The organism is Rhizobium quercicola, from assembly GCF_021168455.1.
Classification (GTDB): Bacteria; Pseudomonadota; Alphaproteobacteria; order Rhizobiales; family Rhizobiaceae; genus Ferranicluibacter; species Ferranicluibacter quercicola.
On record NZ_JAJOZR010000006.1, the window covers coordinates 133,358 to 147,904 of the forward strand.

Genomic DNA, 14,547 nt, shown 5'->3' on the forward strand with positions numbered 1-14,547 from the left:
CGCGCCCCGACGTATACACTGATGCATGAGAATCGCCGCCGACGGCACCAACCGGACGACAGGATCGGCCATCCGCCCACGGGAGACCAGTGCGGCGGGGCCCCGTGAGCCCGGAAACGATGAGGAAAGACGCAACATGGCCCCAACGGCCCACACGACACGCACCGGCCCGAAGGACGCGGCGCCGGCACCATCGGCGGATCTGACGATCGCGGCGGATGCGAGCGCGCTGTCGGAACAGCTGAAGGCGATGCGCGAGCGGCTGTTTCCGCCGACCTCGACGAAGACGCTTCGGCCGTTCTCCTCCGGCGAGGCGGCCAAGCTGATCGGCGTTTCCGACGGCTATCTGCGCCAGCTGTCGCTGGCCGGCGAGGGGCCGCAGCCGGAAACCGGCGCCGGCGGACGGCGCTTCTATTCGCTTGCCGATATCAACGCGCTGCGCCTGCACCTGTCGGAACAGGCGCTCGCCAAGGGCAACGCCGCCAAGGCGCGGGCCTATCTGCCGCGACGGGATGCGGCGGCCGGCGAACGGCTGCAGGTCATCTCCGTCACCAATTTCAAGGGCGGCTCCGGCAAGACCACGTCGGCGGTGCATCTCGCGCAATATCTGGCGCTGACCGGCCACCGGGTGCTGGCCATCGACCTCGATCCGCAGGCCTCGCTGTCGGCGCTGTTCGGCTACCAGCCGGAGCTGGATCTGACCGGCAACGACACGCTCTACGGCGCCATCCGCTACGATGCGGAGCAGCGGCCGCTGTCCGATGTGATCCGCCAGACCTATTTTCCCGGTCTCGACCTCGTGCCCGGCAATATCGAGCTGCAGGAATTCGAGCATGTGACGCCGCAGGCGCTGGCCGACCGGCAGTCCGGCCGCGAGGGTGCGGCGGGGGGCGGGCCCTTGTTCTTCGCCCGCATCCAGGCGGTGCTCGACACGGTGGAGGCGGATTACGACGTGGTCGTGATCGATTGCCCGCCGCAGCTCGGCTATCTCACGCTGTCGGCGCTCTGCGCCTCCACCTCCGTCATCGTCACCGTGCATCCCCAGATGCTGGACATCGCCTCGATGAACCAGTTCCTGTTCATGACGGCCGACCTGCTGTCGGTCGTGCGGGATGCCGGGGGCACGCTGAATTTCGACTTCCTGCGCTACCTCGTCACCCGCTTCGAGCCGAATGACGGGCCGCAGGCACAGATCGTCGGCTTCATGCGCTCGCTGTTCGGCGAACGCGTGCTGACGGCCCCCATGGTGAAATCGACCGCCGTGTCGGATGCCGGTCTCACCAAGCAGACGCTCTACGAGGTCGGCCGCGAGAACTTTACCCGCGCGACCTACGACCGGGCGGTGGAATCGATGAATGCCGTCAACAGCGAGATCGAAGCGCTGGTGCATGCGGTGTGGAACCGCTGACGGACTGTGGCGACCGGCGAGGGGGCGATCGGCCCCGGACCCGGTCGGATCGGCAGACAGATGAAGCGAGAGGCCTCCGGGCCGGAATCGCGGGAAGGAACGGAATGATGGCGGGGAACCGCAAGAGCGAGTTGAAGGCGTTGTTCGGGGGCGGGCTGAGCCCGGCCGACGTCGCGCGTGCGGCTGGCGCACGCCCGTCCGGCGAGAGCGACGGGGCCGCACCCGAGCGCAAATCGGCCGACGGGTCGCAGACGGCCGGCACGGCTACGGGCGGCACGGGCCCGGCAGGGGAGGGCGCGACGCCGGTTCCCCCGGCCCGCAGCGCCTCCGGCGCCGTCAAGGCCATGGGACTGTCGCTGAACGCCATCACCCGCGAGGCCGAGGAGGCGCGCGTGCTGCGCCAGGCGCTGTCGGACGGCGAGCGCGTCGTCGGCATCGACCCCGCGCGGATCGAGGCCTCCTTCGTCGAGGACCGGCTCGTGATCGACGGGCCGACGGACGAGGATTTCGAGGCGCTGGTGGAGAGCATGCGCGAGGCGGGCCAGCAGGTGCCCGTGCTTCTGCGGCCGCATCCGGACAAGCAGGGCGTCTACCAGACGGCCTATGGCCACCGCCGCATCCGCGCCGCCGCCCGGCTCGGCCGCCCGGTCAAGGCGATCATCCGCGCGCTGACCGACGACGAGCTGGTGCTGGCGCAGGGCAAGGAGAATGCCGAGCGCCGCAACCTCTCCTTCATCGAGCGCGCTGTGTTTGCCCGCAACCTCACCGAGCGCGGTTTCGACCGCAAGACGATCGGCGATGCGCTGGCCGTGCAGAAGAGCGAGCTGTCGCGGCTGATGCAGGTGGCCGAGGGCGTGCCCGACCGGTTCATCCGCTTCATCGGCCCGGCGCCGAAGGTCGGGCGGGACCGCTGGATGAAGCTCGGCGAGATCCTGCAGAGCGACGCCCGGCAGGTGCAGGCGATCGACGTCGTCTACTCCGACAGGTTCAAGGCGGCCGACAGCGACCGGCGGTTCCAGATCCTGTTTTCCCATCTGGATGCCCTGGGCAAGCCGGTCAAGACCAGGCGCCGCGCCGGGGAGGTCGATAGCACCGGCGCGAGGACGCTGACGGATGGCCGTGGCCGGGTCTTTGCCCGGCTGACGGTGGAGAACGGGGCGACGCGCATCGAATTTGCCGCGGACACGCCACCGGCCTTCATCGACGCCGCCGCCAGCCTTCTGGCCGAGGCGCATGACAGCGTCGATCGCGCGGCGGACGGCGAAAGCCGGGCCTGACGGCGCAAACCCCTTGCCGCGCTGACGATCGGCGCGGCCGCAAACGACATGAACCAGAAAAGGACGACCAAGAGAGCAAGAAAAAAGGCCCCCAAAACGTCACCGTCATGGAAGCCCTCTTCAATCTAAGCAGTTCGAGAGAATCACTTCCAGCCATCAAAGTCAAGAGTCAGCGGCAGAAATGCCGACGGGCGGAGCCATGACCGGAGGTTTCCGGGCGCTCGGCAACGCCGTCTGACATCGAGGACATCCGTGCCTGAATGCCCAGAAAGAAAGGGCGTCAGCGAAGGCAGATGCGTGCCGTGCCGGGGGAGGCTTGCCTCCCAACGGAGATGGAGAGATGGAGAGATTTGCAACGACGCCCTTTGGCGGCGCACGGCTGACTGCGCGCAATTTCGCGCTTCGGGCCGACCTCGAGAAGCGACAGGCGCGCCTGCGCGACGGCGAGTGCGGAAATACCACCGGTCAGGCGGAGAAATACGGGATCATCCGGGCGCTCAGCGAGGCCCGCACCGCCTGGAACCTGTCCGACCGGGCGATCGCCGTGCTCGAGGCGCTGGCGAGCTTCCATCAGGATCGCCATCTCGACGGCCGCGCGCCGATCATCGTCTTTCCCTCCAATGCCGAGCTGTCGCTGCGCGCGCGCGGCATGTCGCCCGCCACGCTGCGCCGGCATCTGGCGAGCCTCGTCGATGCCGGGCTGATCCTGCGCCGCGACAGCGCCAACGGCAAGCGCTACTGCCGCCGCGACGATCACGGCGACGTGGAGACGGCCTTCGGCTTCGATCTCGCGCCGCTGGCCCTGCGCGCCGAGGATATCCTTGCGACGGCCGCCGCCGCCCGCGACGCCGCACGCCGGATCTCGCGCCTGCGCGCCGAAATCACGCTGCATCTGCGCGATATCGCCAAGACCATTGCCGCAGCGCTTGCCGAAGGTCGCACCGAGCCGGGTGCCGAGCTGTGGCAGGGCTTTATCGAGCGCCTGCGCAACCTCTCCGGCCGCGTCCAGCGCAACGGCACGGAGGACGACCTGTCCGCCCGTCGCGACGCGCTTGTGCGCCTGCGTGCCGAGGTGGAAACCGCCTATCTCGCCGCCCTGACGGACGAAGAAATGAGCGCCAATGACCATCAGTCTGAGCACCATATTCAGACTTCAAAATCAGACCATTTCTTTGATAAAAACGGCCAAAGACCTAATACAGGAGGCGAAGCCGGTATTCCCATCGCACCGGAGCGGAAATCGGCAGGCATCGCGCTGAAGGATTTTCTCGGGCTTTGCCCCGATATCGCGGATTACGCCCGCGGCGGCGTCTCCGGCTGGCAGGATGTGATCGGCGCGGCGGAGGTCGTCCGCTCCATGCTCGGCATCAGCCCCAGCGCCTGGGCCGCCGCCCGGGCCGCGATGGGTCCGATCGCCGCCGCCATCGTCCTCGCCGCCATCCTGCAACGCAGCAGTGCCATCCGCTCGCCCGGCGGCTATCTGCGCGACCTCACCGCCAAGGCCGAACAAGGCCGCTTCTCGATCGGCCCGATGCTGAAGGCGCTGGGATGAGCGTTTGGCGGGGCAAGGAGGGCGGGACGGGGCAGGGCGCTGGGATGCGGGCGTTTCGCGGGGTCACGCACCGGCCTTTCCCGCGGGCGGAGTTCAATCATCCGCTTTCCCTGCCGGATCGCGAGATCTTTATTCCACATTCGACCGGAACATTAGCAAGCGTTTGTTACCAGTAACCTACAAAATCCATAGAGTAAAAGGAGCCAACGAGGAGACCATCATGTCCTATTCCAGCCGCGCGCCGGTCAAATTCGCCTATTGGGTGCCCAATGTCTCGGGCGGCCTCGTCATTTCCGACATCGAGCAGCGGACGAGCTGGACGATCGAATACAACCGGAAGCTGGCGCAGATCGCCGAGGCGAACGGGTTCGACTATGCGCTGAGCCAGATCCGCTTCACGGCCGGCTATGGCGCCGAATTCCAGCATGAATCGGTCTCCTTCAGCCATGCGCTGCTGGAATCCACCACGACGCTGAAGGTGATCGCCGCGATCCTGCCGGGGCCGTGGAACCCGACGCTGGCGGCCAAGCAGATCGCCACGATCAACCACCTGACCAATGGCCGCGTCGCGGTCAACGTGGTCAGCGGCTGGTTCCGGGGCGAGTTCCACGCCATCGGCGAGCACTGGCTCGACCATGACGAGCGCTACCGCCGCTCCGAGGAGTTCATCCGGGCCCTGCGCGGCATCTGGACTCAGGACAATTTCACCTTCCATGGCGATTTCTATCGCTTCAACGACTATTCGCTGAAGCCGAAGCCGATCGATCCGCAGCCGGAGATCTTCCAGGGCGGCTCGTCCCGCGCCGCCCGCGACATGGCCGCGCGCGTGTCCGACTGGTACTTCACCAATGGCAACACGCCGGCGGAGATCGGCAAGCAGGTGGCCGACATCCAGGCGAAGGCCAGGGAGAACGGCCACAGCGTGCGCGTCGGGGTGAACGCCTTCGCCATCGTGCGCGACACGGAGGAGGAGGCCAGGGCGGTGCTGGCCGAAATCATCGAGAAGGCCAATCCGGAGGCCGTCAACGCCTTCGGCCACGAGGTGAAGAATGCCGGCAAGGCCTCGCCGGAAGGTGAAGGCAACTGGGCGAAATCCTCCTTCGACGATCTCGTGCAGTACAATGACGGCTTCCGCTCCAACCTCATCGGCACGCCGGAACAGGTGGCCCAGCGCGTGGTGGACCTGAAGCGCGCCGGCGCGGATCTCATCCTGCTCGGCTTCCTCCATTTCCAGGAAGAGGTCGAATATTTCGGCAAACACGTCATTCCCCTGGTGCGGGCGATCGAGGATGCCGAGGCGGCGAGCGCGATCGCGGCGGAATGACGCCATGAAGGCGGCGACCGGCTGACGGTCGCCACGACAGGCTTGCGACAATCGAAACGGTCGACACCGCGGCGCCGCACGGCGCGATCGCGGAGGGGATCCCGCGCGCCGATGGGCCGGGGAAGAGGGGCGATGACAGAGGTGCTGACACGGGTTCTCGACGGGGTGACGAACGGCGCGGCAGCGTCCGTGCAGACGGTGGCGCGCGCGCGGCCCGGTCTTGCGGCGGATGCGGATGCCGATGCGCAGCTGCATCCCGCCGCCAAGCCGCCGGCGGCTTTGGAGACCGTCGCCGGGAACGGGACCGCCGAAAATGGGGCAGCACGGGCCATCGTGCTCGAACTCGCTGGCATCTCCCTGTCCTTCGGCGGCGTTGCGGCATTGTCGGAGGTCCATCTGTCGGTGCGGCGGGGCGAGATCCTCGCGATCATCGGGCCGAACGGCGCCGGCAAGAGCTCGATCCTCAACATTATCAGCGGCGTCTACCGGGCCGATCGCGGTCATGTCCGGCTCAAGGGACAAAGCTATGCCCAGGTTCCGACGCAGGCGCTTGCGGATCTCGGCATTGCCCGCACCTTCCAGAATCTGGCGCTGTTTCCGGGGCTGAGCGTGCTCGACAATGTGGTGGCGGGCCGGGCGCACAGGGTGCGCTCCAGCTTCGTCGAGCAGATCGCCGGCGTCGGCCGGGCGCGGCGGGAGAGGCTCGACGCACGGGCACGCGCGATCGAGGTGATCGATTTCCTGCAGCTGTCCGCGCTTGCGGCGCGCCCGGCCGGCACGCTGCCCTATGGGTTGCAGAAGCGCGTGGAACTGGCCCGCGCGCTCGTCGCCGAGCCCGAGATCCTGCTGCTCGACGAGCCGATGGCCGGGATGACGGCCAGCGAGAAGGCCGAGATGGCGGGCTTCGTGACCGCCGCGCGCGACAGGTTCGGCACGACGGTCGTGCTGATCGAGCACGATATCGGCGTCGTCATGAGCCTGTCCGACCGCGTCGCCGTGTTCGACCACGGCCGCACCATCGCGCTGGGAACGCCGGCCGAGGTGCAGCGCGATCCGCGCGTCATCGACGCTTATCTGGGCGTCGCCGTCGAGGACGACGGGGATGTCGCGCGCGGGGAGGGGCTGTGATGGACGGGTTCGACGGTCTGTTCTTCCTCGAGGTGCTCGCAGGCGGTCTGCTCTCCGGCGTCATGTATGCGCTGGTGGCGATCGGCTTCGTGCTGATCTACAAGACGTCCGGCGTGCTCAATTTCGCGCAAGGGGCCATGCTGCTCTTTGCCGCGCTCACCTTCGTCAGCCTGACGGAGCGGGGCCTCTCATTTCCGCTCGCCTTCGCCGTCACCTTTTCGATCATGGTCGCGCTCGGCATCGCCATCGAGCGCACGGTGCTGCGGCCCCTGACGAACCGGCCGCCGATCACCCTGTTCATGGCGACGCTCGGCCTCTCCTATGTCATCGAGGGTGCGGCGCAGCTGATCTGGGGCACGCAGGTGCACGGGCTCGATCTCGGCATCGAGGATGTGCCCTTCGATGTCGGCGGCGTCTTCATCAGCCAGTTCGATCTCTTCGCTGCCGCCGTCGCCGCCACGCTGGTGGCCGTGCTCTCCGTCTTCTTCCGCTATACCCGCATCGGGCTCGGCTTCCGGGCCGTGGCGGACGATCCCTTCGCGGCACTCGCCGTCGGGCTGCGGCTGCCCTTCATCTGGGCGACCGTGTGGGCGGCGGCCGGGCTCGTGGCGCTGGTGGCGGGGCTTCTCTGGGGCGCGCGCGTCGGCGTCCAGTTCTCCCTGTCGCTGGTGGTGTTGAAGGCCCTGCCGGTGCTGGTGCTCGGCGGCTTCGATTCCATTCCCGGCGCCATCGTCGGCGGCCTGCTGATCGGTGCGGCCGAAAAGCTCGCGGAGGTCTATCTCGGCGACTATGTCGGCGGCGGCATCGAGAGCTGGTTTGCCTATGGGCTGGCGCTCGTCGTGCTGCTCGTGCGGCCCTCCGGCCTGTTCGGCCAGAAGCGTGTGGAAAGGGTGTGACCATGACCGCCTTTGCGACCGATCTGGTGCCCGAAGCACGGCCCGCGCGCGGCCTGCCCGGCTGGGCGCTGCCCGTGGCGACACTCGTTGTTGCCTATCTCGCCGTGCCCCTGCTTGCGACGAACTATCTCTTCGAGGCGATCCTGCTGCCCTTTCTGGCGCTGTCGCTCGCCGGCGTCGGGCTCAACATTCTCACCGGCTATGCCGGTCAGGTCTCGCTCGGCAGTGCCGCCTTCATGGCGGTCGGCGCCTATGCCGCCTATAATGTCCATCTGCGCGTCGAGGGGTTGCCGCTGATCGGCAGCATCGTCGCCGCCGGCCTGTCGGCGGCCGCCATCGGTCTTGCTTTCGGGCTTCCAAGCCTGCGGCTGAAGGGCTTCTATCTCGCCGTTTCCACGCTCGCCGCCCAGTTCTTCGTGCAATGGGCGCTGACGAAATTCAGCTGGTTTTCCAACGACAGCGCCTCCGGCGTCATCGATGCGCCGCCGCTGCAGATCGCGGGCTTGACTGTGGAGGGGCCGGTCGGGCGCTATCTCTTCGCGCTCACCGTCGTCGCCGTGATGACCTTTCTCAGCCACCGGCTGGTGATCTCCCAGACCGGCCGCAACTTCATCGCCGTGCGCGACAACGAAACGGCGGCGCGCATTATCGGCGTTCCCGTGCTGAAGACCAAGCTTCTGGCCTTCGCGGTCTCCTCCTTCATCATCGGCATCGCCGGCGTGCTCTGGGCGTTTGCCTATCTGCGCACGGTGGAGCCGGCCGGCTTCAATCTCGACCGGTCGTTCCAGATCCTGTTCATCGTCATCATCGGCGGGCTCGCCACCATTCGCGGCGCCTTTTTCGGCGCGGCGCTCATCGTCGTCTTTCCGCTCGTGCTCTCGCGCCTCGGCGCCCTCGTGCTCGGCGACGTGTTCGATTCCGGCGTGCTCGACATGAGCCAGCGCATCGTGCTCGGCGCGCTCATCATCCTCTTTCTGGTGCTGGAACCCGACGGGCTCGCAGCCCTGTCCGATCGCCTCCGGCGCCGCATCGCGACCGGGCTCCGGCGAGGCTGACCCGCCGCCACACGACATCCCAGACCTTCGAACGCCAACAGGACCGGCATCGCGCCGGCCGACACCAGGAGTGTGCCCAGACATGACCATCCTCAGCAAAGTCAGAACCGCGGCGCTTGCCGCCGGCCTCGCCGTCACGGCAGGGCTGACCGCCGGCCTGTCCGCGGCTCATGCCGGCGAGCAGTATTTTCCGCTGCAGAGCTACCGCGTCGGGCCTTATGCGGCCGGCGGCACGGGCTTCTTCGGCGGCTTCATCGACTATCTCAACCTCATCAACACCCGCGACGGCGGCGTGGGCGGCGTCAAGCTGACCTGGTCGGAGGCCGAAACGCAGTACGAGGTGGAGCGCGGCGTCGAGGCCTACGAGCGGCTGAAGAGCAACCCGAACGTCGCCGCCTGGAACCCGCTCTCCGTCGGCATCGCCTATGCGATGATCGACCGGATCACCGCCGACAAGGTGCCGCTGATCACCATCAATCACGGCCGCACGGACTCCACCGACGGTCGCGTCTTCCCCTATGTCTTCCCGCTGCTGCTCAACCCCTACAGCGAGACCTCCGGTATCGTGAACTACATCGCCGGCAAGGAGGGCGGGCTGGAGAAGCTGAAGGGCAAGAAGATCGCCGTGCTCTATCACGGCTCGCCCTATGGCAAGGAAACCATTCCGATCTACGAGCTTCTGGCGCAGAAATACGGCTTCGAGCTGCAGCAGATCGAGGTGCCGCATCCCGGCAACGAGCAGCAGTCGCAATGGCTGACGATCCGCCGTTCCAAGCCTGATTACGTCGTGCTGCGCGGCTGGGGCGTGATGAACCCGGTGGCGCTGAAGACGGCGGCCAAGACCGGCTTCCCGGTCGATCACATCATCGGCAATGTCTGGTCGAATTCGGAAGAGGACGCCATTCCCGCCGGTGCGGCCGCCAAGGGCTATACCGCCATCACCACCCAGGCCTCCGGCACGGAATATCCCGTGGTGCAGGAGATCGTGAAGACGCTCTACGACGCCGGCAAGGGCAATCTCGCCGACAAGGCCCGCATCGGCTCGGTGTACCACAATCTCGGCATCGTCAACGGTATCCTGAACGTCGAGGCGATCCGCATCGCGCAGGCGAAGTTCGGCCAGCGCACGCTGACCGGCGACGAGGTGCGCTGGGGCTTCGAGCACCTGCAGCTCGATCCGGCCCGCGTCGAGGCGCTGGGCGCCAAGGGGCTGTTCCACTCGATCAACGTCACCTGGGACAATCACGAGGGCAATGGTTACGTGACCTTCCAGCAGTGGGATGGCACGAAGTGGAAGGTCGTCTCCGACTGGATCGCCCCGGACTGGGCGCTGCTGCGGCCGATCATCGAAAAATCCTCGCAGGCCTATGCGGCCGAAAAGGGCATCAAGCTGCGCACGGCGGAAGAAGCCGAAGCGGCCCTGAACTGACGCCCCCATGCACCCCCCGCGCCGGCTGCCGGCGCGGACCCCTTCCGTCCCGCCCGTTTGCGGCAGAGGAACGCTCGCGATGTCCGACCCTACCCTCCTTGTCGTCGATGGCCTGAAGGCGACCTATGTCCATGCGATCACGGCGCTTCACGATGTCGGCTTCACGCTGGCCGAGGGCGAGATCGTGGCGCTGCTCGGCGCCAACGGGGCCGGCAAGACAACGGTGCTGAAGGCGCTGTCGAACCTTCTGTCGGCGGCACGCGGGCAGATCCGGGCCGGCAGCATCCGCTTTGCCGGCCGCGACGTGACCGCGACGCGCCCGGCCGATCTCGTGCGCGCCGGCCTCGTGCCGGTGCTGGAGGGCCGGCACTGCTTTCCGAGCCTGACGGTGGAGGAGAACCTGATCTCCGGCGGGCTCGGGCGCGGCAGCACCCGCCGGGAGATCGCGGCCGATCTCGACAAGGTCTATGCGCATTTTCCGCAGCTGGCGGAGAAGCGCCGGACGGCAAGCGGACTGACCTCCGGCGGCGAGCAGCAGATGACGGCGATCGGCCGGGCGCTGATGTCGCGCCCGCGGCTCCTCGTCCTCGACGAGCCCTCCATGGGGCTCGCCCCCCTCGTCGTGCAGGATATCTTCGCCACGCTGCAGCGGCTGAACCGCGAGGAGGGGCTCTCCCTGCTCGTGGCCGAGCAGAATGCGGCGGTGGCGCTGCGCGTCGCGCACCGGGCGATCGTGCTCGAAAACGGCGTCACGGTTCTTTCTGGCACCGCGGCGGAGCTGACGGCCCGCGACGACATCAAGGCCTTCTATCTCGGCCACAAGGCCCCGGTGCCAGTCCCGTCCAGAGCGTCCTCAACCCCGGCCTTCGCCGGCTAACCGATGTCACAGGAGTGATCGACATGACGATTTCCAACATCAAGACCGAGAATGCCGCCAGAGCGGTGCCGGCCGTGGCGCGCCCCGCCGAGCCCGCCCATATCGTTTCGAGCGATGCCGAGGCGATCGCGATCGCGAAACGGCTCGCGGCCGATTTCGTCAAGGAGGCCGCGCTTCGCGACCGCGACCGCATCTGGCCCGTGAAGGAACTCGACGCCTTCTCGCAGAGCGGCCTCTGGTCGATCAATGTGCCCAGGGCCTTCGGCGGGCCGGAGGTGTCCTATGCGACGCTCGCCAAGGTGATCGAGATCATTTCGGCGGCCGATCCCTCGATCGGGCAGGTGGCGCAGAACCATCTGGGCGTCGTCGCCGCCATCCGCACCGTCTCCGATCCGGCGCAACAGGCGCTGCTGTTTGCCGAGGTGCTGCGCGGCACCCGCTTCGGCAATGCCTTTTCCGAGTTCGGCTCCAGGCGCGCGGTGGATTTCGAGACGCGCTTCGTGGATGCCGGCGATCACGTGGTGGTCACGGGTCAGAAGTTCTACGCGTCCGGCGCGCTGCTCGCCCATCTCGTGCCGATCGTCGCGCTCGATGACGCGGGCCGGGCCTGGTACGCGATCGCCGAGCGCGATGCGCCGGGGCTGACGGTGATCGACGACTGGTCCGCCTTCGGGCAGCGCACGACCCTGTCGGGCACCGTGCTGCTGGACAATGTGAAGGTATCGAAGACCCATCTCGTACCCGGCTACAAGGGTTACGAGGTGCCGACCGCCGACGGGGCGATCTTCCAGATCATCCAGGTGGCGGTGGACACCGGCATCGCGCAGGCCGCAATCGATGAGACCGTGTCCTTCGTGCGCACCAAGAGCCGCGCCTGGGTGGATTCCGGCGTCGACAATGCCTGGGACGATCCCTACACGATCCAGGCGGTGGGCGATCTGACGCTGCGGCTGCATGCGGCGCAGGCGCTGCTGGAAAAGGCCGGATACGCCATCGACCGGGCGATCCTCGACCCCAATGCCGAGACGGTCGCGGAAGCGCAGATCGTGACGGCGGAGGCGAAGATCCTCTCCACCGAGATCGCCATCGCCGCCACCAACAAGCTCTTCGAGCTGGCCGGCACGCGCTCGACGCTTGCCGAACACGGCCTAGACCGCCACTGGCGCAACGCCCGCACCCACACGCTGCACGATCCGGTGCGCTGGAAATATGCCATTCTTGGCAAGTATTTCCTCAATGGCGAAAAGCCGCCGCTCCACGCCTGGAGCTGAGCGGGGGCCGGACACCCGGGTCGGGGGGCTCACACCCCGCGCCCGCCGACCCAGACAGTGGCGATGTTCGCGGTCGAGGCGGTGTAGAGGATCTTGTCGAGAATGCCCCCGGCATCGGTCTCGTCGAACAGGCGGATGGTGCCGCGCTCGGCCTGCGTGTCGACCGCCAGCGCATCGAACTGGTAGCCGACCGCGAACCGGCCGACCGGCAGATCGAGCGCATCGCCCCCGCCGGCCGTGGCGAGGTGAAAGGCCGTGCGGATATCGATCCGGGCGGCCGGGCCCGTTCCGCGCTCCGCCGGCGGCCGTGCTGGATCCACGCCGCTCTCCAGCATGCGCGAGGCCTGCACGGCGCTGCGGCAGGTGTCGAGCATGAAGGCGCTCGGACCGCCCGAAATATCGGTGCCCAGCCCGACATGCAGGCCCTTTTCGAGCGCGGCGCGCAGCGGGAAGACGGCATTGGCGAAATAGATGTTGGACAGCGGGCAATGGGCGACGGCCGCCTGCCGCAGCCGCGTGGTCTCCATGTCCGCCTCCGTCAGGAAATTGGCATGGGCCATCACCGTGCGCCGGCCGAGAAGACCGAAGCGGTCGAGCATGGTGGTGTCGGTGGCGCCGAAGCGGGCAAGCACATGGCCGTGCTCCCAGTCGCTTTCCGAGCCATGGGTCTGGACATGGCAGCCGCAGTCGGCCGCCAGCTGCCCGAGCCCTTCGAGCGTCGCATCGGTGCAGGCGGGAATGAACCGCGGCGTGACGACGGGCAGGACGCGGGCCTCGCCATTGTCGGCATGCGCGCGCACATAATCGATCAGCGCCCGCGTGCCCGCGATCGCCGCCTCCGGCGAGGCATCGCGGTAGGTATCCGGGCAGCTTTCGGGATGGTCCATCGCCACCTTGCCGATCAGCGCCCTCTGGCCCCTCTCCAGACAGGTATCGACCAGAATGCGGGTCGCGTCCTGATGCAGCGTGGCGAAATAGAGCGCGGTCGTCGTGCCGCCGGCCAGCAGATCCGCGACCAGCAGGCCGTAACTCCGGCGAGAGAAGGCGAGATCGGCATAGCGGGCTTCGAGCGGGAAGGTGTAGGTCTGCAGCCAGACCTCGAGCGGCACGTCCAGCGCCAGCCCGAGCTGGGGATATTGCGGGGCATGCACATGCAGATCGACGAAGCCCGGCAGCAGATAGGTGCCTTGCGGCAGGGTCTTAAGCGTCCCCTCCGCCAGGCGCGCGGCGCGCACGTCGTCGTAGACGGCATCGCCCGGCCGGTGGATGGCCTCGATCGCCCCGTCCGCGCCGATCGCGATCAGCGCATCCTCCAGCACGTCGATCGTGCCGCGGTCGGGCGCGTGAAAGCCGGAGGCGAGCAGCGTGCGGCCACGCAAATGCGGTCCGGTTTGCCGTCCCGCGCGTTCGTTGGTCGGCTTTGCGGTCTGCGGCGCCGTCACGCGGCCATCGCGGTCGTGCCGTAGGTGATGCCCTTCTCCTTCAGCCAGCGGCGATAGGCGATGGACGAGGCGTCGGCCCGCGTCGGGATCTCCGCGCGGGGCTCCATCGGCAGGAGCAGGGGCCGCTGGTTTTCCAGAATGATCCGGTCCTGCAGGAAGATCAGTTGCTGGAACTGCACGAGCTCGGTGGTGGTCGAGACATCGTCGATCAGGAACATCACGGGATGGGCGATGCAGCGGTCGGGATCGAGCGGTTGGACGAACAGGCAGATCACGTCCCAGCGGTTGGCGGCATTCGGGCAGGTCTTGTACAGGAGCGTCGCGAACGGGGTCATCACCCGGTAGATATAGTCGGTCATGATGCCGGATGTGGCGGACAGGGCGGCCTGCGGCTGGAAGAACTGGCAATTGGTCGCCCAGACCTCGTCCACGTCGCGGCGGATCTCGGCATTGTAATGCAGCACCTCGGTGTGCGGTTCGGCGCCGAGAATATCGGTATGGACGAAGGGAAAATGCGCCATGTCGAGGAAATTCTCCACGATGCGCAGGCCGGAGGCGTGCACCGCGACCGTGCCGCAATTGACCACGCGCCGGTCGGGCTCGTCCGCTTCGGGCAGCGAGAACAGGCCGCCGGCGGGCGTGCCGGGCGTCGCCCAGAGAAGGCCGAAGCGGCGGAGGGTCGGCAGCGGATCGTCCCGCCCCTTTGCCCTCACGGTGAGGGTGCCGTCGTCGGCGCGCGTGACGGCGAGGTCCGTGCCGAGAAGCCGGGTCGCGGACGTGCCGCGGGGCAGGTCCGCCTCGGTCGCCAGCGGATACCACTGGTCGAGCGCGGCCTTGTCGGAACAGGTGGTCATGCGACGCCTCCTCTGGGTCGTGGGTCCGGTCCGT

General features: G+C 67.6%; 12 protein-coding genes. 10 read left to right on the forward strand and 2 right to left on the reverse strand.

What is annotated here, in order from left to right; genetic code table 11:
- Positions 1-136 precede the first annotated feature (136 nt).
- From repA to LRX75_RS10815, 10 genes are all read left to right on the forward strand, one after another.
- Entirely contained in the window at positions 137-1,408 is a 1,272-nt protein-coding gene (gene repA / locus LRX75_RS10770; protein WP_231814222.1) for a plasmid partitioning protein RepA, read from the forward strand.
- Between the two features lie 104 nt (positions 1,409-1,512).
- Entirely contained in the window at positions 1,513-2,685 is a 1,173-nt protein-coding gene (gene repB, locus LRX75_RS10775) for a plasmid partitioning protein RepB (RefSeq protein WP_231814224.1), read from the forward strand.
- Positions 2,686-3,025: 340 nt separating this feature from the next.
- Positions 3,026-4,237, forward strand: a complete 1,212-nt coding sequence (repC, locus tag LRX75_RS10780; RefSeq protein WP_231814226.1) for a plasmid replication protein RepC — start codon at positions 3,026-3,028, stop codon at positions 4,235-4,237.
- A gap of 220 nt (positions 4,238-4,457) precedes the next feature.
- Positions 4,458-5,561: a dimethylsulfone monooxygenase SfnG gene (gene sfnG, locus LRX75_RS10785; RefSeq protein WP_231814228.1), complete on the forward strand. Its 1,104-nt coding sequence runs from the start codon at positions 4,458-4,460 to the stop codon at positions 5,559-5,561.
- Between the two features lie 132 nt (positions 5,562-5,693).
- A complete protein-coding gene (locus tag LRX75_RS10790; RefSeq protein WP_231814230.1) occupies positions 5,694-6,689 on the forward strand; it encodes an ABC transporter ATP-binding protein in 996 nt (331 codons plus the stop codon).
- A complete protein-coding gene (locus LRX75_RS10795) occupies positions 6,689-7,585 on the forward strand; it encodes a branched-chain amino acid ABC transporter permease (RefSeq protein WP_231814232.1) in 897 nt (298 codons plus the stop codon). The genes LRX75_RS10790 and LRX75_RS10795 overlap by 1 nt, the downstream gene beginning before the upstream one ends.
- Positions 7,586-7,587: 2 nt before the next feature.
- A complete protein-coding gene (locus LRX75_RS10800) occupies positions 7,588-8,640 on the forward strand; it encodes a branched-chain amino acid ABC transporter permease (protein ID WP_231814233.1) in 1,053 nt (350 codons plus the stop codon).
- An 82-nt stretch (positions 8,641-8,722) separates the two neighbouring features.
- Complete coding sequence (locus tag LRX75_RS10805) at positions 8,723-10,069, forward strand: ABC transporter substrate-binding protein (protein WP_231814235.1); 1,347 nt, start codon at positions 8,723-8,725, stop codon at positions 10,067-10,069.
- Positions 10,070-10,148: 79 nt separating this feature from the next.
- Positions 10,149-10,946 (forward strand): ABC transporter ATP-binding protein, encoded by a 798-nt coding sequence (locus LRX75_RS10810; RefSeq protein ID WP_231814236.1) that lies wholly within the window; start codon positions 10,149-10,151, stop codon positions 10,944-10,946.
- Positions 10,947-10,969: 23 nt separating this feature from the next.
- A complete protein-coding gene (locus LRX75_RS10815) occupies positions 10,970-12,217 on the forward strand; it encodes an SfnB family sulfur acquisition oxidoreductase (RefSeq protein ID WP_231814238.1) in 1,248 nt (415 codons plus the stop codon).
- A gap of 29 nt (positions 12,218-12,246) precedes the next feature.
- Here the strand turns inward: LRX75_RS10815 and guaD are convergent, their stop codons facing one another.
- Together guaD and LRX75_RS10825 are read right to left on the reverse strand one after the other, a co-directional pair.
- Positions 12,247-13,659: a guanine deaminase gene (guaD, locus tag LRX75_RS10820; protein ID WP_231814240.1), complete on the reverse strand. Its 1,413-nt coding sequence runs from the start codon at positions 13,657-13,659 to the stop codon at positions 12,247-12,249.
- A complete protein-coding gene (locus LRX75_RS10825; RefSeq protein WP_231814242.1) occupies positions 13,656-14,513 on the reverse strand; it encodes an aromatic ring-hydroxylating oxygenase subunit alpha in 858 nt (285 codons plus the stop codon). Before LRX75_RS10825 ends, guaD begins: the two co-directional genes overlap by 4 nt.
- Between the last annotated feature and the right edge of the window lie 34 nt (positions 14,514-14,547).